General features: G+C 63.4%; 14 protein-coding genes and 1 pseudogene. 14 read left to right on the top strand and 1 reads right to left on the bottom strand.

All coding sequences use genetic code 11. From position 1 onward, the window contains the following. Window positions 1-33 precede the first annotated feature (33 nt). The 10 genes and pseudogenes from BI347_RS23285 (at window position 34) to tdh (ending at window position 18,005) form a co-directional block, all read left to right on the top strand. Complete coding sequence (locus tag BI347_RS23285) at window positions 34-12,849, top strand: hemagglutinin repeat-containing protein (protein WP_071116114.1); 12,816 nt, start codon at window positions 34-36, stop codon at window positions 12,847-12,849. A 1-nt stretch (window position 12,850) separates the two neighbouring features. Beyond that, window positions 12,851-13,138, top strand: coding sequence for a barstar family protein (locus BI347_RS22790; protein ID WP_083338874.1), 288 nt, complete (start codon window positions 12,851-12,853; stop codon window positions 13,136-13,138). Window positions 13,139-13,290: 152 nt separating this feature from the next. Continuing rightward, window positions 13,291-13,545, top strand: coding sequence for a cytidine deaminase-like fold-containing protein (locus BI347_RS24995; RefSeq protein ID WP_420837178.1), 255 nt, complete (start codon window positions 13,291-13,293; stop codon window positions 13,543-13,545). Then, window positions 13,443-13,709 (top strand): annotated as a pseudogene (locus BI347_RS22795) (cytidine deaminase-like fold-containing protein); the annotation flags it as partial. The gene BI347_RS24995 and the pseudogene BI347_RS22795, both read left to right, overlap by 103 nt. Before the next feature lie 8 nt (window positions 13,710-13,717). After that, entirely contained in the window at window positions 13,718-13,927 is a 210-nt protein-coding gene (locus BI347_RS23615; RefSeq protein ID WP_139167221.1) for a hypothetical protein, read from the top strand. Beyond that, entirely contained in the window at window positions 13,911-14,117 is a 207-nt protein-coding gene (locus BI347_RS23620; protein ID WP_139167057.1) for a hypothetical protein, read from the top strand. Before BI347_RS23615 ends, BI347_RS23620 begins: the two co-directional genes overlap by 17 nt. 164 nt (window positions 14,118-14,281) lie before the next feature. After that, window positions 14,282-15,286: a porphobilinogen synthase gene (gene hemB, locus BI347_RS13825; RefSeq protein ID WP_071116115.1), complete on the top strand. Its 1,005-nt coding sequence runs from the start codon at window positions 14,282-14,284 to the stop codon at window positions 15,284-15,286. A gap of 72 nt (window positions 15,287-15,358) precedes the next feature. Further along, a complete protein-coding gene (locus BI347_RS13830) occupies window positions 15,359-15,580 on the top strand; it encodes a hypothetical protein (RefSeq protein WP_071113957.1) in 222 nt (73 codons plus the stop codon). 136 nt (window positions 15,581-15,716) lie between these two features. Then, window positions 15,717-16,922, top strand: coding sequence for a glycine C-acetyltransferase (locus BI347_RS13835; protein ID WP_071113956.1), 1,206 nt, complete (start codon window positions 15,717-15,719; stop codon window positions 16,920-16,922). 57 nt (window positions 16,923-16,979) lie between these two features. Continuing rightward, on the top strand, window positions 16,980-18,005 hold the full coding sequence (tdh, locus tag BI347_RS13840; RefSeq protein ID WP_071113955.1) for an L-threonine 3-dehydrogenase: 1,026 nt from the start codon (window positions 16,980-16,982) through the stop codon (window positions 18,003-18,005). A gap of 66 nt (window positions 18,006-18,071) precedes the next feature. Here tdh and BI347_RS13845 read toward each other — a convergent pair whose 3' ends face one another. Continuing rightward, on the bottom strand, window positions 18,072-19,634 hold the full coding sequence (locus BI347_RS13845) for a methyl-accepting chemotaxis protein (protein ID WP_420837169.1): 1,563 nt from the start codon (window positions 19,632-19,634) through the stop codon (window positions 18,072-18,074). Window positions 19,635-19,803: 169 nt separating this feature from the next. Between BI347_RS13845 and hemG the strand changes: the two genes are divergently transcribed. The 4 genes from hemG (at window position 19,804) to glyS (ending at window position 24,629) form a co-directional block, all read left to right on the top strand. Next, on the top strand, window positions 19,804-21,129 hold the full coding sequence (hemG, locus tag BI347_RS13850; protein WP_071116116.1) for a protoporphyrinogen oxidase: 1,326 nt from the start codon (window positions 19,804-19,806) through the stop codon (window positions 21,127-21,129). Between the two features lie 42 nt (window positions 21,130-21,171). Further along, the gene (glyQ, locus tag BI347_RS13855) at window positions 21,172-22,062 is read left to right on the top strand and encodes a glycine--tRNA ligase subunit alpha (protein ID WP_071113953.1); all 891 of its coding nucleotides are present in this window, start codon (window positions 21,172-21,174) and stop codon (window positions 22,060-22,062) included. A gap of 67 nt (window positions 22,063-22,129) precedes the next feature. Beyond that, a complete protein-coding gene (locus BI347_RS13860) occupies window positions 22,130-22,558 on the top strand; it encodes a surface-adhesin E family protein (protein ID WP_071113952.1) in 429 nt (142 codons plus the stop codon). A 10-nt stretch (window positions 22,559-22,568) separates the two neighbouring features. Continuing rightward, entirely contained in the window at window positions 22,569-24,629 is a 2,061-nt protein-coding gene (glyS, locus tag BI347_RS13865; protein WP_071116117.1) for a glycine--tRNA ligase subunit beta, read from the top strand. Window positions 24,630-24,666: the final 37 nt, after the last annotated feature.

Below are 24,666 nucleotides of genomic sequence, written 5' to 3' on the forward strand. Positions count from 1 at the left end.
CGCTGCCCCGTTCCGCTTAGCAGACCTCACATCATGAACAAGAAACTCTACCGGATCATATTCAATCAAGCCCGTGGCCAGTTGATGGTGGTGCAGGAAGACGCCTGCGGACAAGGCAAGGGCAACGGCGCCGAAGGCATCGGCGCCACGCTGGCGGCCAGCAGCCGCGCCTTCAGCCTGCGGTTGAGCGTGCTGCTGATCGGTCTGGGGCTGGGCAGCAGCGCCTGGGCGGCCGACATCGCCGCCGACCCGCACGCGCCGGCCGGCAAGCAGCCCGGCGTGATCCAGTCCGCCAACGGCCTGCCCATCGTGCAGATCGCGGCGCCCACCGCCGCCGGCGTCTCGCACAACCAGTACCAGCAGTTCAACGTCGGTCCCAATGGCGCGCTGCTCAACAACAGCGCCGTCAACGTCAGCACCCAGCTGGCCGGCTACATCAGCGGCAACCCCAATCTGAAGAACGGCAGCGCCCGCATCATCCTCAACGAAGTGACGCAGCCCAACCCGTCGCAACTGCGCGGCTACCTGGAAGTGGCCGGCCAGCGCGCCCAGGTGGTGATCGCCAACCCCTGGGGCATTAGCTGCAGCGGCTGCGGCTTCATCAACACCCCGCAGGCCACGCTGACCACCGGCGTGCCGCAGCTGAACAGCCTGGGCGCGCTGACCGGCTACCGGGTGGCCGGCGGCCGCGTCAGCATCGACGGCGCCGGCCTCAACGCCGCCAACCTCGACAGTTTCGCCATTATCAGCCGCGCGGTGGCGATCAATGCCGGGTTGTATGCGCAAAAACTGGATTTGGTGCTGGGCCGCAACCAGGTGGACGCGGCCACCCTGAAGGCGCAGCCGCTGGAAGCCAGCGCCGCCGACGCCCCCGCCTTCGCGCTCGATGTGGCGCAACTGGGCGGCATGTACGCCAACGCCATCACCTTGGTTGGCACCGAGAAGGGCGTAGGGGTCAACCAGCTGGGCACCCTGGCCGCCCAGGCCGGCGACCTGCAACTGACCAGCGCCGGCGACCTGATCCTGCGCGGCAAGACCTACAGCCAGGGCAAACTGACGCTGCATGCCGACGGCCAACTGCGGCACGACGGCATTACCCGCGCCGACGGCGACGCCGTGGTGCAGGTGGCTGGCCAGACCACGCTGCAGCAGACGCTGAGCGCCGGAGGCGACCTCAGGCTGGACACAGGCTCCTATCAGGGCGCGGGCGTGCTGGCGGCCGGCTCCCAGGCCGACGGCAAACTCAGCGACCATGGCCGGCTGGCGCTAAGCAGCCAGGGAGGACTGCAAGGCGGCGGCCAATTGCTGGCCGGCGGCGATGTCAGCCTGCGGGCCGACCATGGCAGCCTGGCCGGCGCCACCGTCAGCGCCAGCCATGGCGCGCTGGACATCCATGCGCGCGGCGATCTGAACGCCCAAAACGCGCAACTGAGCGCCGCCGCCGGCGCCCGCCTGACCGTGGATGGCGCCCTCGACAACCGCCAGGGCCAGCTGTCCGCCGCCCAGATCGACCTGCAACTGGGCGCCTTGGACAACCGCCAGGGCCAGATCGTGCAGAGCGGCGCCGCGCAGTCCGCCTGGCACATCGATGGCGCCGTCGACAACCGCAACGGCCTCTTGGCCAGCGCCGGCGCGCAACTGACGCTGCACGCCGCCAGCCTGGACAACCGCCAGGGCCAGATCGCCCATGGCGGCAACGGCACGCTGAACCTGACGACCGGCGCGCTGGACAATAGCCAACACGGCCGCCTGGCCAGCGATGGCCAGCTCAGCCTGCAAGCCGCCTCGCTCGACAACCGCGCCGGCAGCCTGATCGGCAACCAGGGCGCCGCCGTCACCGTGGCGGGGCAACTCAGCAACGACAGCGGCGTGCTGGGCAGCGACGGCCAGCTCAGCCTCGCCGCCGGTGCGCTCGACAACGCGACCGGTCTGATCCAGGCTGGCAAAGACCTGCAGCTCTCCGCGCAAAGCCTCAGCAACGCCGACAAGGGTCAAATCCTGGCGCTGGGCAAGGATGCGACGAGCACGCTGACCATCGCCAACGACCTGCATAACCAAGGCAAGATCGCCGGCAACGGCCAGCTCGACGTCAATGCCGCCACCGTCGACAACGCCAAGGGCACCTTGCAAGCGGCCGGCGCGCTCAACCTGACCAAGCAAACGAGCCTGATCAATGACGGCGGCCACCTGGCGGCGCAAAGCCTGAACCTCAACGCCGACAAGCTGAGCAACCAGGCAGGCGAAATCTACGCCCAGCAACAGCTGACCAGCCGCCTCAAGACCCTGGACAACAGCCAGGGCAGCCTGATCGGTGGGCAGGGCGTCGATTTGACTGTAAGCGACAAATTGCACAACGACGGCACCCTGGGCAGTGACGGCCAAGTCAAACTGAACGCGGGCCAACTTGACAATGCGACCGGCACCATCCAATCCGGCAAAGACCTGCAGCTGACCACTAACAGTCTAACCAACGCCGACAAAGGCCAAATCCTGGCGCTGGGCAAGGATGCGACGAGCACGCTGACCATCGCCAACGACCTGCATAACCAAGGCAAGATCGCCGGCAATGCACAGTTGGACGTCAGTGCGGCCACCGTCGACAACAGCCACGGCACCTTGCAAGCGGCCGGCGCGTTGAACTTGACCAAGCAAACGAGCCTGATCAATGACGGCGGCCACCTGGCGGCGCAAAGCCTGAACCTCAACGCCGACAAGCTGAGCAACCAGGCAGGTGAAATCTACGCGCAAGGTCAATTGACCAGCCAGTTGAAGACCTTGGACAACACGCAGGGCAGCCTGATCGGTGGGCAGGGCGTCGATTTGACAGTAAGCGACAAGCTGCACAACGATGGTACGCTGGGCAGTGACGGCCAGGTCAAGTTGAGTGCCGGGGCATTGGAGAATGCCCAAGGCACCATCCAGTCTGGCAAGGACCTGCAGCTGACCGCCGCTTCTCTCTCCAGTGCTGACAAAGGGCAGATTCTGGCCCTCGGCAAGGATGCCGCCAGCATCGTCGACGTGGACGGCGAGCTGCATAACCAGGGCAAGTTGGCGGGTAATGCCGACCTGACCGTCAACGCGGCGACCGTCGACAACAGTAAGGGCACGCTGCAGGCGGCGGGCCATCTGGAACTGTCCAAGCAAAGCGGCCTGACCAACGATGGTGGTCATATCGCCGGCCAGAGTTTGAAGCTGAACGCCGACAGCCTGAGCAACCAGGCCGGTGAGATCTACGCGCAACAGCAGCTGACCAGCCAGTTGAAGACCCTCGACAACAGCAAAGGCAGCCTGATCGGCGGCCAGGGCGTCGACCTTACTGTCAGCATCCAACTGCACAACGACGGCGTGCTCGGAAGTGACGGCCAAGTCAAGCTAACCGCCGGCAAGCTGGAAAACGCCGCCGGCACGATTCAATCGGGCAAGGATCTGCAACTGACCGCCGCCTCGCTTACCAATGCCGACAAGGGCCAGATCCTGGCGTTGGGCAAGGACGCGGCGAGCCAAGTCGATATCAGCGGCGAGCTGCACAACCAGAGCAAGCTGGCCGGCAACGCCGATCTGACCGTCAACGCGGCCAGCATCGATAACAGCAAGGGCACCTTGCAGGCGGCCGGCCATCTGGAACTGTCGAAACAATCCAGTCTGACCAACGACGGCGGCCATATCGCCGCCCAAGGCCTGAATCTGAAGACCGACACCCTCAGCAACCAGTCCGGGGATATCCGCCAGATCGGCGCGGGCGAGGCCAATCTGCAGATTGGCCAGTCCTTCAACAACCAGCAGGGCAATTTGCTGAGCAACGGCGGGCTGACGCTGGATGCCGGCCAGCTCGACAACCGTCAGGGCGCGCTGGGCAGCCAGGGCGCGCAAGCATTGACCGTGCGGCAAGGCCTGAATAACCAGGGCGGCACGCTGGCCAGCGGCCAGTCGCTCAATCTGACCTTGCAGGGCGCGCTGGACAATCAGAAGGGGACATTGCAAGGCGACAGCCTGCAGCTGGACGCCGCCAGCCTGGACAACCGCGGCGGCGGCATCAAGGCGCTGGGCGCCGGCGACAGCCGGATCCAGCTGGATGGCAAGCTGGACAACTCCGCAGCCGGCGCACTGGCCGCCAACGGCAACCTGACGCTGACCGCCAATCAACTAGATAACAGCGGTAGCGTGCTGCAAAGCGCCGCCACGCTGGATGTCCAGCTGAAGCAGGACGCGCAAAACGGCGGCGGCACGCTGCAGGCCGGCCAGCTGAAACTCAGCGCCGGCAGCCTGGGCAACCAGCATGGCCAGATCGGCCAGGCCGGAGAGGGGCAGGCTACGTTGGCCATCAGCGGCCAGATCGACAACAGCAAGCAGGGCAAGATCACCTCCGGTGGCCAACTGCAAGTGACCGCAGGCGACCTCAACAACAACCAGGGCGTACTCAGCAGCCAGGGCGACCTGACCTTGAGCAGCAAGGCGCTGAACAACCAGCAGGGCACGTTGGGCAGCAACGGCGCGTTGACGCTGAACGCCGGCAGCCTGGACAACAGCGGCGGCCTGCTGCAAGCCGGCCAGACGCTGCAACTGGACAGCGGGAGCCTGCGCAACGCCGGCGGCAAAGTACTGGCGCTGGGCACCGGCGACAGCCGGCTGACTGTGACCGGCCAACTGGTCAACGGCGGCCAGATCGCCGGCAACGGCAACTGGCAGCTGAAAGCGCAGGGCCTGGATAACGGCGGCGGCAGCGTCTACGGCCAGCGCAACCTAGCCATCGACACCGTGTCGCTGGCCAATGCCGGCAGCCTGCTGGCGGGGCAAGACCTGTCGCTGAAGCTGCAGGGCGACTTCGTCAACGCCGCCGGCACCCAGCTGCAGGCCAACCGCAACCTCAGCGTCAGCGCCAGCGGCAACCTGGTCAACAACGGCCAGCTGCAAAGCAGCGGCAACCTCAGCCTGAGCGGCGTTAACTGGACCAACAGCGGCAGCGTCAATATCGGTGGCACGCTGAGCACCCAGCTCAGCCAGAGCCTGGTCAATGCCGGCAGCCTGGGGGCCGGCGCGCTGGACATTCATGCCGCCAGCCTCAGCAATACCGCCTCCATCACCGCCGGCGACATCGCCATCCAGGCCGGCAGCCTGGACAACAGCGGCGGCAAGGCGCTGCTGGCCTCGGCCGGGGGCATGGCGCTGAATATCGGCGGCACGCTGAACAACCACGACGGCGCCTGGCTGTACAGCCAGGGCGATATGCGCATCGGCCAGGCCGGCGCGAAAACCGGGCAGGTGGTGAATCACGTCGCGACTTTGCAGTCGGATGGGAATATGTTTATTGAGGCAGGGCGGGTGAGCAATGAGTCGAATCCAATTCAAGTAAGCCAAGCTGTTGAAACTAGGCAGGAAGTTCGGGACCTAATGAAAGGGAGTGCAAATGTTATTTCCCTTAGCTTTGTGTCTGGAACGAATGTTCAGATGAGTGTTTCCTCTGAGGAGGACCCAGGCTATAGATTTGGCGGGCATCAGAGGCCTGTTTACAATTATATAAAAAGGGAAATTACATCTGTTGATCTCAATAATAAATTTATTGATGTATTAACTTATACTGCTTCAAGTCCATGGCAGGAGACGGCCTCTCCTCGTTGGAATGAGTTTTTTGGGATGAAATTTCCCCCAAAAAGTGAAAGAATTTATTTCTTTAATAAGTCAGGCGATACATATCAGGCTATTTTGGGGTACGATCCAAATAGTCAATTGCTGCCATCTGGCAATGCGCAGCTGCAAGCGCTTGCGATTGATGGTCGGGATTATATTGCGGGCGCAACCGAAGGGCGCAGGGCTTCGACAGTTGTAGTGAATGTTGATCGGGCAAGTGGTCAAGTTAATCCGGCAAAGATTTTAGTAGGTGGAGGGCTTGTAGGAAATATCGGTACTTTTGCCAATCAATATAGTGCAGTGATGGTTGGCGGGAGTGTGAGTGCTTCGGTTAGTTCCATGCAGAATGTTGGGCAACAGCTTAAAAGAACTACCACAATTACTTCGGTGATGAATCCGAATTTAATCATGGCAGATGCAGATAATATGTGGGTCAAATTCTGCAAGCTAGGGGTGCTTGAGGGATGTCAGCCAGTTCCTCTTCCTGTAATTACTAAAACGGAAGTAATTGGCTCCCTCGACGCCACCGTCGCCACCAACCAGCACCTAAGTCTGCAAGCCCCCACCATCGTCAATGGCAAAGACGCGGCGCGGGTGAATGTGTCCACTGTGGCCGGCAATGCCGTCAATAACCAGTCGGCGGTGAGTCAGGCGCAAGGGCAGGCGATCAGCGGCGCCGGCCAGCAGGCCGCGACAGCTGGTCAAACTTTGCAAGGCAGCGTGGGTGAGGCGCAGGGCGCGCAGTTGAATGGCGCGCTGTCCGGCGCGGATGGCCAGAAACTGAAGAACGGTGGGGTCGATGTCGCCGCCGGCGGCCCGTTGGCCAAGACCTATCCACCGGCGCCGGCAAACCAGCAGATCATCCTGCAGGCCGGCGGTACCAAGGCGGGCAATCCGGTGGCGGGCGGCTACGCGGTGCCCGACAACGGCATGTTCCACGCCAAGCCGGCGCCGCAACAGCCGTATCTGGTGGAAACCAATCCGCAGTTCACCCAGTACAGCAAGTTCATCTCGTCCGACTATCTGCTGAAGCAGCTGAATTACGACCCGAGCAGGGTAGAAAAGCGCCTGGGCGACGGCTTCTACGAACAGCAGATGGTGAGCAAGGCCATCACCGACATGACCGGCAAGCGCTTCCTGTCCGGCTACGGCAACGCCATGCAGCAGTACCAACAGCTGATGAGCAATGGCGCGCAGTACGCCAAGGCCTTCCAGCTGACGCCGGGCGTGGCCCTGTCCGCGGAGCAGATGGCCAAGCTGACCTCAGACATGGTGTGGCTGGTGAAGCAGAACGTGGGCGGCCAGGACGTGCTGGTGCCCATGGTGTACCTGGCCCATGCCGACCAGCAGTCCCTGCGCGGCCAAGGCGCGGTGTTGGCCGGCAGCAGCATGACGCTGCTGGCCGATGGCGACCTGGTCAACAATGGCACCCTGAAGAGCGACAGCACGCTGCTGGCGCAGGCGGGCAATATCCGCATCGAGGGCGGCAAGGTGCAAGCCGGCGGCGACCTGGGCCTGAGCGCCAGGCAGAACCTAGTGGTCACCGACGACGCCATCCACAGCCAGGCCGGCAGCAGCATACAGGCCGGCGGCGATTTGCAGCTGCAGGCCGGCAACGACCTGAAGCTGCAGGCGGCGGAGGTGCAAGCCGGCGGCAACGCCAGCCTGCAGGCCGGTCACGACCTGGACATCGCCAGCCGCGAAACCCGCTACAACCTGGGCGATAGCAATCGCTACGGCAGCTTCCAGTACCAGCAGGTGGACCACGCGGGCAGCCAGCTGAACATCGGCGGCAATCTGGCGCTCACCGCCGGCAACGACTTGACGCTGTCCGGCAGCGGCGTCAAGGCGGGCGGCAGCGTATTGGCTCTGGCTGGCAACAACCTGACGTTGGAGTCCACCCAGGACAGCAAACACGGCGCAGCCAACTGGTGGGGCGGCGGCTACGACACCTTGAGCCAGAGCCACGACGCCTCGCTGCTGCAAGGCGGCGGCGATGTGCTGCTGAAAGCCGGCGGCGACCTCGGCTTTGTTGGCTCGTCGGTTCAGGCCGGAGGCAGCCTGGCCGCCCTGGCCGGCAAGCAGCTGACCGTGCAAAGCGAGGTCAATACCCATCACGACATCGGCTACAACTGGGGCAACAGCCACAACTGGCAAACCGACAGCCTGACCGTGGCCGGCCTCTCCAGCAAAGGCAGCTTGCAGGCCAGTGCCGGCGGCGACGCGCTGTTGAACGGCGCCAGCCTGTCCAGCGGCGGCAAGCTCGCCCTGTCCGCCGGCAACGACATCCAGCTGGGCGCGGTGGCGACGGAAAGCCGCAGCGACAATACCTGGGGCGACACCGTTCGCAACAACTACGACCTGACCCGGCATGGCACATCGGTGCAAGGCGAAAGCGGCCTTGCGCTGCAAGCCAAGCGCGACATCGCCACCCAGGCCGCCAGCCTCAGCAGCAACGGCGCAGCCTTGCTGGCAGCTGGCCGCGACATCAACCTGGGCACCGCCGCCGATGCCCACAGCGACTACAGCAAGACCGTGCGCTCGTCCGGCGGCTTCTTCAAGCATAAAACCACCACCGACATCAGCGCCCATCAGAGCACTACCCAAGTGGGCACCAACCTGTCCGCCGACACCATTCGCGTCCAGTCCGGCCACGACCTGAACATCGTCGGCAGCCAAATGGCCGGCAGCGGCGATGTCGACCTGCAGGCTGCCAACAACGTCAACATCCTGGCCGGCACCAATGCCAGCCAGAGTTTCCAGTACCACCACGAAAAAACCTCCGGCCTGTTCGGCCTGGGCGGCGCCGGTTTCATGGTGGGCAGCAAGGAGTTGACCGACGCGCTCAACGCCAACGGCGTCACCCAAAGCCAGAGCAAAAGCCTGGTGGGCAGTCTGAAGGGCGACTTGTCGGTACAGGCCGGGCAGAACCTGCAACTGCAGGGCAGCAGCCTGAGCGCGCTCAGCGGCAATGTGGATGTCGGCGCCAAGAGCGTCACCGTGGCCGAAGGCCGCGACATCATGGTGGTGGACCACGATCATGTCGAGAAGCAGCGCGGCTTCAGCGTCACAGAAGTCAACACGCTACGGAATACCTTCGACAACCTGAAAGACATCGTCCACACTCAGCGCGGCTTCGGCCTGCTCAAGGGGCTGAGCAACGAGATCGCCGCCAGCACCTCGTCCCAGCAAGGTGTTGACATCGCCTATTCCACCAGCGAGCAGGGCAGCCATGAACACAGCCGCGCCATCAGCAGCGTCGGCAGCGCCATCCTGGCTGGCGGCGACATCCGCTTGCAGGCCAGCGGCAAACCGGCCTATGGGTCCGGCAGCGGCGATCTGACCGTAGCCGGCTCCAGCTTGCAGGGCGGAGGCAAGGTGGACCTGTTCGCCAGCGGCAACGTCAACCTGCTGGCCGGAGTCAACCAGCGCCAGGACGACAGCAGCAGCTACAGCCGCGCCACGCGGGTATCGCTGTACAACCAGCAGATGGGCGACGTGATCCGCGCGCTGGAGGGCGGCCCCAACCACAGCGGCACCTCGTTGTCGCCGTACAACCAATTGCGCGCCGACAGCGTCGGCAGCCGCCTCGATCAGCAACTGCAATCCAGCCAGATCCGCGGCGACCAGATCCGCGTGGTCAGCCTGGGCGGCGACGTCAATGTGGTGGGCGCCGCGTTGCAAGGCGTGCGCGACGTCACCGTGGCCGCCAGCCAGGGCAGTGTCCACGTGTTGAGCGGCACCGAGGTTTACCAGAGCAGCCAGGACAGCCATGGCTTCACCGTAGGCAATCTCGGCGGCGGCAATCACAGCGCCACCGTCGGCGTGCAGCACACCCAGGACCAGCTGGCTGCCAAGGGCAGCGTGCAAAGCGGCGGCTTCAGCCAGATCGAAAGCCAGCAGGGCAATGTCACGCTCAGCGCCGCCGACGCTGTCACGGTGGCGGGCGCTCGGCTGGCGGCGGGGCAGGACCTGTCGCTGATCGGCAAATCGCTGCGGATCGATCCCGGCGTGGACCAGGACCAGCACAGCGAAACCCACCACATGAACCAGCGCGGCATCACCGGCACCGTCAGCAGCCCCATCCTGGCCGCCGCCGACGCCGTCACCAATATGACCGAGGTGGCCAGCAACAAGAATACCGACGCCCGCACCCGCGCGCTGGCGGCCGGTACCGCCACCCTGGCCGCCTATAACGGTTATCAGGCGGTCAAGTCCGCCGCCGATGGCCAGCTTATTTCCGGCAGCCTCACTTTCGGCGCCAGCAAGAGCGACAGCCGGCAGGAAGGCAAATCGGTGGCCAATGCCGAAACCAGCCTGGCGGCGGGCCGCGACCTGATCCTGCAGGCCAGCGGCGGCGGCAAGGACTCCAATATCGACATCGCCGGCAGCCAGTTGCAGGCTGGCCGCAATGCTACGCTGCAGGCCGACAACCAGATCAATCTGCTGTCGGCGCAGGACAGCAGCAGCCTGCGCGGCGAAAACAACAGCTCCGGCTGGGGAGTGGGCATCGGCGCCTCCTTCGGCAAGGGCGGCTTCAGCTTCGGCGTCACCGCCAACGCCAATCACGCCTTCGGCAAGGAAAGCGGCAACACCGTCGACCAGCGCGACACCACGGTCACCGCCGGCAACACCCTGACGCTGCAATCCGGCGGCGACACCACCCTCAAGGGCGCCGAAGCGCGTGGCCAGACCATCGCCGCCAATATCGGCGGCAATCTCGGCATCGAAAGCCTGCAAGACCAGCACCAGTACCAAAGCAGCAGCAAGAGCATGGGCGGCAGCGTCACCATCGGCTACGGCTTCAGCGCCAGCGCCAACTACAGCCAGCAGAAGATGGACAACGACTACGCCAGCGTGCAGCGGCAGTCCGGACTCAAAGCCGGCGACGGCGGCTACCAGGTGGCGGTCAAGGGCAACACCAATCTGGTGGGCGGCGTCATCGCCAGCAGCGACCAGGCGGTGGCCGACGGCAAGAACAGCCTGAGCACCGGCACGCTCACCACCAGCGACGTCCACAACCACGCCAAGTCCTCCGGCAGCAGCATCGGCCTGGCCGTCAGCGGCAGCATGGGCGGCGGGGGCGACAAAGGCGGAGACGGCAAGGGCGCCGACTCCGGCGGCGCGGCAAGCGCCAACGGCAATGCTGCGGATGCCGGCAACGGCTCGGCCGCCAATCAGCCGTCCGGCGGCAACTACAGCGGCGCTCACGTGCAGCAGTTCGGCAACGGCGCCAGCGCCGGCCCGTCCGGCGTGATGGCCGCGAGCCAAAGCGCCGACAGCGTCACCCGAGCCGGCATCAGCGGCGGCAAGCTCGCCATCGCCGATGACGCCGGCCAGCAGGCCCTCACCGGCCAAAGCGCCGCCCAGGCCGCGGCGGCGGTGAACCGCGACGTCAGCAGCGACAAGGGCGGCGCCAATGCCTTGCAGGACAAGTTCGACAAGCAGCAACTGCAAACCGCCTTCACCGTAGTGCAGACGCTGACCGACCAGGTCAGCACCTTCACCGCCACCAAGGCGGCCGAAGCCAAGGCGGCGAAAGACCTTGTCGACAAGGCCAAAGCCGACCCATCGCTGAGCGCCGAGCAGAAAGGCCAGCTGCAAGCCCAGGCCGACGAAGCGGCCAAGTGGGCGCCGGGCGGCAGCTACAGCCAGATTCTCGCCGCGGTGACGGCGGGGATAAGCGGCAATGTCGGCAACAGCCTGAACGGCATGGCGCAAAATGCCGGCATCGCCTACCTGCAGGGTCTGGGAGCCCAGCAGATCAAGCAGATGGCGGATCAGCTGGAGAAGGGCGACAAGACGGTGGGAGGCGAAACCGTCCGCGCGGTATTGCACGCCGCGCTGGCCTGCGCGGGGGCGGAGGCCAGCAGCCAGAGCTGCGCGGCGGGCGCAGTTGGTGGAGCAGCCAGCGTGGCGCTCAACAACGCGCTGGACAAGTTGCAGGGCACCAACGCCGACAAGATGACAGCGGAACAGAAGCTGCAGCGCGAGAATCTGGTCAGCGGCCTGCTGGCGGGTGTTGCGGCCGGTACGGGCGGCGCTTCTACGGCCGCGACCGTGGTAGACGCGGCAAAGACGGAGATGGAGAATAATTTCCTAGGCAAGAAAGCGACCAAGACGCGTGATAAAGCACTGGATGTGCTCAAAGATAACCAAGGTTTGATCGGATGGCTGAAAGGAAAGGGTGATCCCAACCATGCGGCAGAGGTTGTACTGTCGGCGAATGACCTAGATCAGCGTAGTGACTATCTACTACAGAAATATAGGAACAATCCAAATTCGCTCAGTGCGGGTGAAACGCAGGAGCTTGCCGTATATCTAGGCGACTATCGGCTATCATATGGCGATGTTGCGGTAGCGAGCTTAGTAAAGAATGGCTCTGGTCCGCGATTAGACCGTGGTGATTTGGCTGAATTGACTGGTTATGCTCAAGGCCTAGTGAGCTTGAAGGATCAGCATGACTGGCAAGCCTTAGTAGGCACGCCTGCGCTTTTCACTCTTCCAGGCGGGATTGGTGTGGCGGCCAGGTCTATTGCTGCTGCGCAATCTGCGACTGAGTTTGGTGAAGGCGTCAAGCAACTGACAACTGGAGATGCCGATGGATTGTATAAGCTTGGGATGCCAATCCTTAATGCTGCTGCTGAAGGAGCGTACGGGTTATTAAACTCCCAGAGGGCAGGGGGTGGGTCTTATAATGTGAGACCAATGTCTGGAGTGTCAGATAAGGTTGGGGAGGTTGTTGATGCCATTCAACAGGGCAGGGGGGCTGCAAAAACTCCGTCGGTGGCCGCTGAGTCTGCAAACTCTGCTGTTACATCTGGAGGCATGGCAAACGCGGCTTCTGCTGCAGGGCTGAAAATGGACTTGCAAACTACGCAGGCTGCAAACGAGGTCGTTGATAGCTTGCGCGCGACAGGACAATTGCCAAGTAATTATGTAACCAAAGCTGAAGCAGTTCAGAATGGCTGGATGCCTGGTAAAGCATTGGGGAATACAAATCCTGGGGCGCAACTTGGCGGGGATGTTTTTAATAATAGCCCACCTATTGCAGGCTTGCCTCAAGCTGCCGGGAGGACGTGGCAGGAGGTTGACATTGGACTAAGCAATGCAATGTCAAGAAGCAATCAACCTGGAACGCGCTTGCTTTATTCAAATGATGGTCTGTTATATATCACCACTGACCATTACAATACAGTCACATCTATTGGGAGGTGGAAATAATATGAAGTTATTTTTTGATGGCGCCAAGGTGCAAACTGTTAGTGAATTTCATTGTGCATTTTCAAAGCTGCTTGGCATTGAAGATTATTACGGCAAAAATTTTCATGCGCTTCGAGATGTGCTAAGTACAGGGGTTGAAAGACCATGCCATCTCGTATGGGAAAATTCAGAAGCCTCAAAGATTGGTTTAGGTAATGACTTTAATTTAATCATTCAAATATTTGAAGAAGCAAGGCAGCAGGATGAACGATATGGCTGGGTGGATAGATTTACATATGAATTGAAGTAGCTAAAAAGCCTCGCACTGTCGAGGCTTTTTATTAAGCAGGAGCTTCTGCAAACTCCGGATTGAAAGTCAGTGCTGGCGCAGAAAATGCAGCGACTGCCCCGTTGCTGAATCAGCAATTGTCGAATGAGTCTTTGGTTGCTGCGGGCACCAACATGAACAATGTCAAAGTAACAGCGCAGGTAAATGTTAATGGACAGGTTTACGTTGATACGAACCAAACGGCCAGAGCGGCAAATGCGGCGGATTCGAATGCGAGCACACTGATTTCTGACAATGTGGTGAGTAAGCCCCGCAGAGCGATGGCTCGCCATATCCGAATGCAAATATGGCTGATGCGCATGCTGAGGTTGGTGCTATACAGCAAGCATACAAAGCTAGACAAACTATTGGGAAGGATATGTCAATGAGCGTTAACGGGGCTCCAGTTTGTACGTACTGCATGAAAGATATTGCAACTGCCGCACAAAATGCACAGCTCAACTCACTAACAATTAATGCTGTTGATAAGTATGGAAACCCAATAGCATATGTTTGGCAGCCCGGCATGACTTCTATCAAAGTTAAAAAGTGAGATTTATTATGAAGATTGGTGGTTTTTATTTTCAGAATGGTAAGGAAAAATATTTGCCGCTAACGGTTGATGGTTGCGAAAAAGATGTGATTGATGCTATTCAATTGCTCGCTAAATGTGATGATATTTTTTCCGTTGCAGAAGTGCGAGATGATGATTATTTAAAAAGAAATTTCTGTTTATTTTTCTCGTGGAATGTATTTGCCATTTTTAACTGATGGCGAGGATGGGAATGCAAATTATTTTACTTTAAGCAGCAATGAGTTTCATGGTGGTTATGTGATTGATTTTACTGGAGAGTCTTTTCCTGCGTCGGCTGCAACTAAAAATTTAGAGATTATAAAAATTTATGCAACAGCGCCCAAAGAAAATAGGGAGCAGACTTGGTTTTCTCGAATTGCCCGCTAGCTGGTTCTGTGGTTTGGCGCTGGCGGCTTCGGCGCTTCCCGTGCCACGCGGGTGTGGCGGCCGCCGTCGATCAATGCAAAACCCTCCGCCAACCACCCGCGACGCTGCCCGCCTGGAAAGAATCGGCGTACAATTGCCAATGTCTTTTTAGGGGGCCTGTTGCCATGATTTTTGCTAATCGCTATTTCCCAGCTACCCGCATGCGCCGGATGCGCAAGGATGAATTCAGCCGCCGCCTGATGCGCGAGAACGTGCTGACCGCCAACGACCTGATCTATCCGGTGTTCGTGATGGAGGGCAGCAATCAGCAGGTGGATGTGCCGTCGATGCCGGGCGCGCCGAGGCTGACGCTGGACAAGTTGCTCCACGTGGCGGAAGAGGCGTTGGAGTTGGGCATTCCGATGTTGTCGCTGTTTCCGGTGATCACCGGCGCCAAGGACAACGAGGGCAGCGAGGCCTACAACCCGGAAGGCCTGGTGCCGCGCGTGGTGCGCGAGCTGAAAAAACGCTTCCCGGAGCTGGGCGTGATGACCGACGGCGCGTTGGATCCGTACACCATCCACGGCCAGGACGGCGTGTTGGACGCCAAGGGCTACGTGCTGAACGACGAAACCACCGAGATTCTGGTGAAGCAGGGCCTGTGCCACGCCGAGTCCGGGGTGGACGTGTTCGGCCCGTCGGACATGATGGACGGCCGCATCGGCGCCATCCGCGAGGCGTTTGAGGAAGAGGGCTACATCCACACCAAGATCCTGGCTTATTCCGCCAAGTATTCGTCCGGCTTCTACGGCCCGTTCCGCGACGCGCTGGGCTCGTCGGCCAATCTGGGCAAGGCCGACAAGAACAGCTACCAGATGGACCCGGGCAATATCGACGAGGCCATCCAGGAAGTGGCGCAGGACTTGGAGGAGGGCGCCGACATGGTGATGATCAAGCCGGGCATGCCGTATCTGGACGTGATCCGCCGCGTCAAGGACATCTTCCGCGTGCCCACCTTCGCCTACCAGGTGTCCGGCGAGTACGCGATGCTGAAAGCGGCGTTCCAGAACGGCTGGCTGAACGAGGAAAAGTGCATGATGGAAAGCCTGCTGGCGTTCAAGCGCGCCGGCGCCGACGGCATTCTCACCTATTTCGCGATGGATGCCGCCCGCCTGTTGCGCCAGCGCTGATAATATGAAGAGATGAGCCACACCCCTTGATCGCGCTGGCGGCAAGGGGTGTTTGTTTTTGAGGACGGGAATATGGATGTACTGCATGCGACGTGGTTCTGGGTGGTGGTGATCGCCGCGCCGGCCATCGCGCTGATAGGCACGCTGGCCAGGCTGGCGCGCAAGGAGCCGCCGATCAAGTTGCCGCCCGGCGTGGTGCCCCTGCGCTGGGAGGACGACGAGGAAGACGCGCCCTCCAGCGACGCCAGGACGCCCGCCGCGGACAACGGTGACAGCGCGCCGCCAAAACACTGAAAACTGTCACTGCTAGCCGCATGACGGCTGGGCTAGAATGGCGACAGTTTATGGCGCGGCTTGCCTGACAGGGCGGGCCGCCACGCAGTCCGGCTGCGGGCGGAATGCCCGCGTCCGGCCCATCACAAGGACTGTTATGAACCACACTTACCTTGCCCACCTGCAAGCCACGCTGGCGCAGATCCGGGCCGACGGCTACGAGAAACCGGAACGCGTGATCGCCACGCCGCAGAGCGCCGGCATCGCGCTGGCCGGCGGCGAGAAGGTGCTGAACTTCTGCGCCAACAACTACCTGGGCCTGGCCGACGACAAGCGGCTGGTGCTGGCCGCCAAGGCCGGCATGGACGAATATGGCTACGGCTGCGCCTCGGTGCGCTTCATCTGCGGCACGCAAACCATCCACAAGCAGCTGGAAAAGGCCGTTTCCGACTTCCTGGGCACCGACGATACCATTCTTTACTCCAGCTGTTTCGACGCCAACGGCGGCGTGTTCGAAACCCTGCTGGGCGAAGAGGACGCGGTGATCTCGGACGAGCTCAATCACGCTTCCATCATCGACGGCGTGCGCCTGTCCAAGGCCAAGCGCTTCCGCTACAAGAACAACGATATGGCCGACCTGGAGGCGCAACTGGTGGCCGCCGAGGCTGCCGGCGCCCGCTTCAAGCTGATCGTCACCGACGGCGTGTTCTCGATGGACGGCATCATCGCCAACCTCAAGGGCCTGTGCGAAGTGGCCGACCGCCACGGCGCCATCGTGATGGTGGATGATTCCCACGCGGTGGGCTTCATCGGCGAACACGGCGCCGGCACGCCGGAGCTGTGCGGCGTGGCCGACCGCGTCGATATCTACACCGGCACGCTGGGCAAGGCGCTGGGCGGCGCGTCCGGCGGCTATGTCGCCGCGCGCCAGCCCATCGTCGATTTGCTGCGCCAGCGCTCGCGCCCCTATCTGTTCTCCAACACGCTGGCTCCGGCCATCGCCGCCGCCAGCGTGGAAGTGCTGAACATCTTGAAGAGCGGCGAAGGCAGCGAATTGCGCGCCAAGGTGCGCCGCAACGCCGAGCTGTTCCGCAAGGAAATGGCCGCCGCCGGCTTCACCTTGGTGCCGGGCGAACACCCGATCGTGCCGGTGATGCTGGGCGACGCCCGCCTGGCCGGCGAGATGGCCGCCAGGTTGCTGAAGGAGGGCGTGTACGTGATCGGCTTCTCCTACCCGGTGGTGCCCAAGGGCAAGGCGCGCATCCGTACCCAGATGTCCGCGGCGCACAGCGAAGAGCAGGTGCTGCGCGCGGTGGCCGCCTTCATCAAGGTGGGCCGCGAACTGGGCGTCATCTCCAATTAATGCATCAGCCGCCGCGCGGGGCCGGTGCCCGGCGCGGCGGGCAAGGATAAGCGAATCATGAAGGCGCTAGCCAAACTCAAGGCCGCTCCCGGTCTTTCGATGACCGATGTGGCCATGCCGGAAGTCGGCCATAACGATCTGTTGATCAAGATTTCCAAGACCGCCATCTGCGGCACCGACATCCACATCTGGAACTGGGACGAGTGGGCGCAGAAGACCATTCCGGTGCCGATGCACGTCGGTCACGAATACGTCGGCGTGGTGGCCGGCATGGGCTCGGAAGTGCAGGGCTTTCAGATCGGCCAGCGGGTGTCCGGCGAAGGCCACATCACCTGTGGCCACTGCCGCAATTGCCGCGCCGGCCGCCGCCACCTGTGCCGCAATACCACTGGCGTGGGCGTCAACCGCGAAGGCGCGTTCGCCGAATACCTGGTGATCCCGGCCTTCAACGCCTTCCCGATCCCGGACGACATTTCCGACGATCTGGCGTCCATCTTCGACCCGTTCGGCAACGCCGTGCACACCGCGCTGAGCTTCAACCTGGTGGGCGAGGACGTGCTGATCACCGGCGCCGGCCCCATCGGCATCATGGCGGTGGCCATCGCCAGGCACGTCGGCGCGCGCCATGTCGTCATCACCGACGTCAACGACTACCGGCTGGAACTGGCGAAGAAGATGGGCGCCACCCGCGCCGTCAACGTCGCCAAGCAGGACCTGAAGGCGGTGATGGAAGAGCTGAAGATGTCCGAGGGCTTCGACGTGGGCCTGGAGATGTCCGGCAACCCGCAGGCCTTCCGCCAGATGCTGGAGACGATGAACCACGGCGGCAAGGTGGCGCTGCTGGGCATCCCGCCGTCCAATACCGCCATCGACTGGAACCAGGTGATCTTCAAAGGCCTGGAAATCAAGGGCATCTACGGCCGCGAGATGTTCGAGACCTGGTACAAGATGGTGGCGCTGATCCAGTCCGGCCTGGACATCACTCCTATCGTCACCCATCACTTCAAGGTGGACGATTTCGAGGCCGGTTTCGCCGCCATGCTGTCCGGCCAGAGCGGCAAGGTGATCCTGGACTGGAGCTGATCCGGCTCCCGGCTGCGCCACGCGAACGGCTCCCCGGTGGGAGCCGTTTTGCTTTGCGGCGCAGGCTCAGGGCCGGAACGGCAGCGTGCCCGTCGCCTGACGGGTCTTGAAGAACGCCATCATCTGTTTCAGCCGCAGCGCCTGATGGTTGAGCTGGTCGGCGGTGGCGGACAGTTGCTCGGAGGTGGAGGCATTCAGCTGGGTGGCCATGGAAAGCTGGCAAACCGCGGTATTGATCTGCATCAGCCCCTCGCTCTGCTCCTGCGACGCCATGGTGATTTCCTGCACCAGGTCCGCTGTCTTGCGGATGGAGGGCAGCATCTGCTGCAGCAGCCCGCCGGCCTGTTCGGCCAGGCCCACGCTGTCGCCGGCCAGCTTGCCGATGTCGCGCGCGGCCGTCTGGCAGTGCTCGGCCAACTTCCTCACTTCGGCCGCCACCACGGTGAAACCCTTGCCCTGCTTGCCGGCATGCGCCGCCTCGATGGCGGCGTTGAGCGCCAGCAGATTGGTCTGGTAGGCGATGTCGTCGATGATTTCGATCTGGCGCGCGATTTCCCGTATCGCCAGCACGGTCTGGCCCACCGCCTGGCTGCCCAGGCCGGCGTCCGCCGTAGCCTTGCCCGCCATTTCGTTGGTGATGTGGGCGTTGTCGGAGTTCTGCGCCACCGTGGCGGTGATCTCCTCCACCGAGGCGCTGGTCTCCTCCAGGCTGGCCGCCTGTTGCGAGGCGCTCTGGCTCAGCGCCTGCGCCGATGCGGAGACTTCTTCCGAGGTCAGGTTCAGCGCTTCGGCATTCCGCTCCAGCTCAGCTATCACGCCGGTCAGCTGCCGCACCATCTGCGCCATCGCCGCCAGGATGCTGATGTCGTCGCCGGGGCGCGGCTCCACCTTGATGGTCAGGTCGCCGCCAGCCACCTGCTTGGCGATGGCGGCCACCTCGGCCGGCTCGCCGCCCACCTGCAGGAACAGGCTGCGGCCGATGTAAGCGATGGCGGCGGCCAGCATGGCCAGGCTGAGCAGCGCGGCGGCGGCAAACCAGAGCCGCGCTTCCCGGTAGTGGCGCCGCGATTCGGCTATCTGGTCCCGCAGTAGTTGTTCGAACGCGTCCTGGATGCCGTCGCTGGCCTTGAGCAGCTGTTCGGTCATATCGCGGTCCATGCCCTTGACTTGGCGGTCCACGCTCTGGCCGGACAGGTGGTCGTTCTGATGGAAGGCGGCCAGAGCGGCGCGGTAGCGGCCATCCATCTGGCGGTGCTGCTGCAGGATGGCGTCCACGGCCGCGCGGTCCTGGCCGCTGTCCTGCAGCAGGCTGGCGGCCTGCTCCAGCTGCTGTTCCACTGCGCGCCCTTCGGTTTGGAAGGCTTCGAGATAGCGGCTGTAATCGGCGGGGTTGTTGCCGCGCAGCAGGATGTCCTTCCAGTCCTGCACCTGGATCTTGAAGCGCAGATTGGCCAGTTGCACGCTGCGGTTGATCCGGCTTTGTCGGGTGACGTGGTTCAGTTGCCATTCCATGTCGCCGCTCATGGCGGACAGCTGGTAGACGCCGGCTCCTGTCAGCAGCAGCAAGATGGCCAGATTGATCAGGCCTAGCAGGATCAGCTTGGTTTTCATGCGGATTTCGTGCGCCATCTGTGGATCTCGTCCGGGATCGGATTATCTCTGTGTTCTTGGTATAGTCCGGCGCGGATCGGGGAGGGGGCGGTTTTGTGGCGCGAAGGCTTCCATTTGATGGTCATCATGGAGCGTGGGCGGGATGGCCGGGATAATCGGCGCCGGGCAATCTTGGTTTGGAGCGCGCATGATCGCGGTGATAGGGGCGGGGGTGTCCGGCTTGTCCTGCGCCTGGTGGTTGCGGGAGCAGGGCCTGTCGGCGCGGGTATTCGAATCCTCGGGCGACGTTGGCGGCAAGGTGCGCACGCTGTCCGCCGGCATGCTGTGCGAGGCCGGGCCGAACACCCTGCTGGCGGACGAGGCGCTGCTGCGATGGTTTTCCCGCCTGGGCCTGACGCCGCTATGGCCGGCGCCGGGTTGCGGCCAGCGCCATGTGCTGCTGCGGGGAGAATATTGCCGGCTGCCGGGCGGGCCGCTGGCGCTGCTGGCGGGAGATTTTCTGACCTGGCCGGCCAAGCGCCGCCTGTTGTCCGGGCTGTTGCGGCATGGCGGCCCGCAGGCGGGGCAGGCCAGCCTGGCGGCGTTCTGTCGGGAGCGCTTTGGCGCGGAAGTGCTGGAGCGGCTGCTGGACCCGCTGGTGAGCGGGATCTTCGCCGGCGATCCGGAGGAGTTGCTGCTGGCGGAAACCCTGCCGGCGCTCGCGGTCGCCGCGCAGCAGCCGGGGCCGTTGTGGCGGGCCTTGCTGCGGACGCATCGCCGGAGCGGCCGCCGGCGCGTCTGCACCTTGGACGGCGGCTTGCAGAGTTTGCCGCGGCGCTTGGCGCAGGATCTGCAGGTGAGGCTGGACTCGCCGGTGCTGGAGTTGGCGCGCGCCGGCGGAGCCTGGCGCTTGCGCACGGCGGCGGGCTGGGAGCGCTTTGACCGGGTGGTGCTGGCCCTGCCCGCCGACCGGGCCGCCGTTTTGTTGCAGCCGCTGGCGCCGAAGCCGGCCGCGCTTTGCCTAAGGGTGCCGTACGCGCCGGTGGCGGTGGCGTCCACCCTGGTGCGGGCCAGCGCGCTGGCCCGCCCGCTGCCGGGCTTCGGCGGCCTGCATCCCGGCAGCGAAGCCGCGCTGGCGCTGGGCCATCTGATGAGCAGCAATCTCTATCCGCATGTCTGCCGGCCGGGCGAGCGGCTATTGACCAGCTTCATCGGCGGCCGGCGCCAGGCCGGGCTGATGGCGCTGGATGACGAGGCGTTGCTGGCTCTGCTCAACCGCGAGCTGGAGCGGCTGTTCGGCCTGCGCGAGCGGCCACTGGCTCAGCGGCTTACCCGCTGGCCGACAGCCTTGCCGCAGGGGACGGCGGTGCAGGGCGAGCTGCGCGCCGCCTTCGCGCCATGGGCCGAGCGGGGACTGCATCTTTGCGTCAATTGGCTGGATGGGGCGTCGCTGCCGGATTGCCTGGAGAAGGGGCGCCGTCTGGCGCTTTCCATCGCTAGTCGGGACGGCCCGGCTTTGCGCCGGCGGCGCTAGGCGGTAGAATCGGCGTTTACTTCTTCTTTTACCGCCACGTTTATGCTTACCTTCCAGGAAATCATCCTCACGCTCCAGCACTATTGGAACCGCCAAGGCTGCGCGCTGCTGCAGCCGTACGATACCGAAGTGGGCGCGGGTACCTCGCACACCGCCACCTTCCTGCGCGCGCTGGGGCCGGAGCCGTGGAACGCCGCTTACGTGCAGCCCAGCCGCCGCCCCAAGGACGGCCGCTACGGCGAAAACCCCAACCGCCTGTTCCAGCACCACCAGTTCCAGGTGGTGCTCAAGCCGGCGCCGGCCAATATCCAGGAGCTGTATCTGGGCTCCCTGAAGGAACTGGGCCTGGACCCGACCCAGCAGGATATCCGCTTTGTCGAGGACGACTGGGAAAACCCGACGCTGGGCTCCTGGGGCCTGGGCTGGGAAGTGTGGCTGAACGGCATGGAAGTGACGCAGTTCACCTATTTCCAGCAGGTGGGCGGCTTGGATTGCAAGCCGGTGCTGGGCGAGATCACCTACGGCCTGGAGCGGCTGGCGATGTATATCCAGGGCGTGGAAAACGTCTACGACCTGATCTGGACCCATCTGCCGGATGGCCAGCCGGTGACCTACGGCAACGTGTTCTATCAGAACGAAGTGGAGCAGTCCCGCTACGCTTTCGAGCACAGCAATGTCGAGCTGCTGTTCCGCCAGTTCAACGATTACGAAGCCGAAGCCAAGAAGCTGCTGGATGCCAGCCTGCCGCTGCCTGCCTACGAGATGATCCTGAAGGCCGGCCACACCTTCAACCTGCTGGATGCGCGCGGCTCGATCTCGGTGACCGAACGCGCCGCCTACATCGGCCGCATCCGCACGCTGTCGCGCGGCGTGGCCCAGGCTTATTACGACGCCCGCGAGGCGCTGGGCTTCCCGATGTGCAGCAAGGACTGACGAGGTCTTACTGGCATTGCCTATGCTGGTAAGGCCGGCGTTGGCCGGTTTGCCCCGGGAGTGGACGATGAAAGCCTGTCTTGCGATATTGCTGAGCTGCGGCCTGCCAGCCTGGGCCGAGCAGCCCGCCGACTGGGTGGTGTATCAGGACGGCCAGTCGCTGCAACTGGCGATAGACGGCAACTCCCTGTGGCTGGGCAAGGACGGATTGGTGCATTTCATCAATCAGGAGCGCTTCGGCCAGCCGCGTTACGAAAAGTCCTACCGCCTGCATTTCAATATCCGGCGCACCACAGGCTACGCCGATTGCAGGCAGTACCAGTATGTGTTTGTCGGTTCCGAGTATTTCGACCGGAACAACAAACACCTGTTTTCCACCATGTTCCCGGTGCCGCGCTACGCCTGGACGTGGCAGCCGGTGAACGAGGATTCGGTCGCCCACGCCATGATGAAGGTGATCTGCGAGGCGGCCGGCGCAGCTCCCCAAAATAATTGAAATGAAGATAATGAACGCCACCCTGCTGATAGAACTCCTGACCGAGGAGCTGCCGCCCAAGGCCCTGCCGCGTCTGGCAGCCAGTTTTGCCCAGACCATTACCGAAGAACTGAAAAAGATGCAGTTCATCGCCGCCGATGCCGAGGCGGTGGCGTACGCGTCGCCGCGCCGCCTGGCGGTGCAGCTGCCGCAGGTGTTGTCGGTACAGCCTGACCAGAGCATCACCCGCCAGGGGCCGGCGGTGGCGGCCGGCATGAAGGACGGCCAACCGACTCCGGCGCTGGCCGGTTTCGCCCGCTCCTGCGGCGTCGAAGTGTCCGACCTCGCCGTTGTCACCAACGGCAAGCAGGATGTGTACGCCTATTCCAGCACCAAGACCGGCGAAGCGCTGTCCGCGCGGCTGGCCGACGTGGTGGCGCTGGCGCTGAAGAAGCTGCCCGCGCCCAAGCTGATGCGCTGGGGCAATCTGGACGTGCAGTTCGTCCGTCCGGTGCATGGCCTGATCATGCTGCACGGCGAAACCGTGATCGACGGCGAAGTGCTGGGCCTCAAAAGCGGCAAGACCACCCGCGGACACCGCTTCCTGTCGCAGGGCGAGGTGAGCGTCGCCAACGCCGACGCCTACGCCCGAACGCTGCATGAGGACGGCAAGGTTATCGCCAGCTTCGCCGCCCGCCGCGAACTGATCGGCCACAAACTGAACGAGGCCGCCGCCCGCCTGAACGCCACCATCGCCGCGCCGGACGCGCTGTTCGACGAAGTGACCAGCCTGGTGGAATGGCCGGTGGTGATGGAAGCCGGCTTCGAAGCCGAATTCCTGCAAGTGCCGCAGGAGTGCCTGATCCTGACCATGCAGCAGAACCAGAAGTACTTCCCGCTGCTGGACAAGAGCGGCAAGCTGATGAATCGCTTCCTTCTGGTGTCCAACATCGACCCGCAGGACCCGTCCTTCGTCATCGGCGGCAACGAGCGCGTGCTGCGCGCCCGTCTGTCCGACGCCAAGTTCTTCTTCGAGCAAGACCAGAAGGTTCGCCTGGACAGCCGCCTGCCGCGGCTGGCCAACGTGGTGTACCACAACAAGATAGGCTCGCAGCTGGAGCGCGTGGAGCGTCTGCAGAGCATAGCCGGCGCCATCGCTCATGAGCTGGGCGCCGACGCCGCGCTGGCCGCCCGCGCCGCCTACCTGGCCAAGGCCGACCTGGTGTCCGACATGGTGGGCGAGTTCCCCGAGCTGCAGGGCATCATGGGCATGTACTACGCCCAGCACGACGGCGAGCACCCGGAAGTGTCGGCCGCCATCGAGGGCCACTACCACCCGCGCTTCGCCGGCGACACGCTGCCGCAGGGCAAGATCGCCACCGCCGTCGCGCTGGCCGACAAGCTGGAAACCATCATCGGCATTTGGGGCATAGGGCTGGTGCCGACCGGCGACAAGGATCCGTTCGCGCTGCGCCGCGCCGCGCTGGGCGTGGTGCGGATGGCGCTGGAGGCCGACCTGGACCTGAAAGCGCTGCTGGTCATCGTTGCCGCCGCCTTCCCGGCGGACAAGCTGTCGGCCAAGGTCGCCGACGAGGTCTACGGTTTCATGATGGACCGTCTGAAAAACTTCCTGGCCGCCGATTGCAAGGGCGACGAGATCGACGCCGTGCTGGCGCAGGCGCCCAGCCGCCTGTCCGAGGTGCGCGCGGTGCTGGCCGCGGTGGCGCAGTTCAAGGCGTTGCCGGAAGCGGCCGCGCTGGCCGCCGCCAACAAGCGGGTGAAGAACATCCTGAAGAAGGCCGAGGGCGGGATCACGGCGGTGAATCCGGCGCTGTTCGCCGAGGACGCCGAGCGCGCGCTGTTCGACGCGGTGGAAACGCTGGCGCCGGCGGTGGACGCCAAGTTCGCCGCGCACGACTTCGCCGCCGCGCTGGCGCAGCTGTCCAGCTTGAAGGCGCCGGTAGACGCCTTCTTCGACGGCGTGATGGTGATGGCGGAAGACGCCGCGGTGCGCGCCAACCGCATCGCGCTCTTGGCGCGGCTGGCCGAACTGTTCAACCGCGTGGCCGACATTTCGCTGCTGGCCGAGTGAGGATAGGGCGGAAGGCCCCTCCGGGGCTTGCGCCCTA

Source organism: Chromobacterium sphagni (genome assembly GCF_001855575.1).
Lineage (GTDB): Bacteria > Pseudomonadota > Gammaproteobacteria > Burkholderiales > Chromobacteriaceae > Chromobacterium > Chromobacterium sphagni.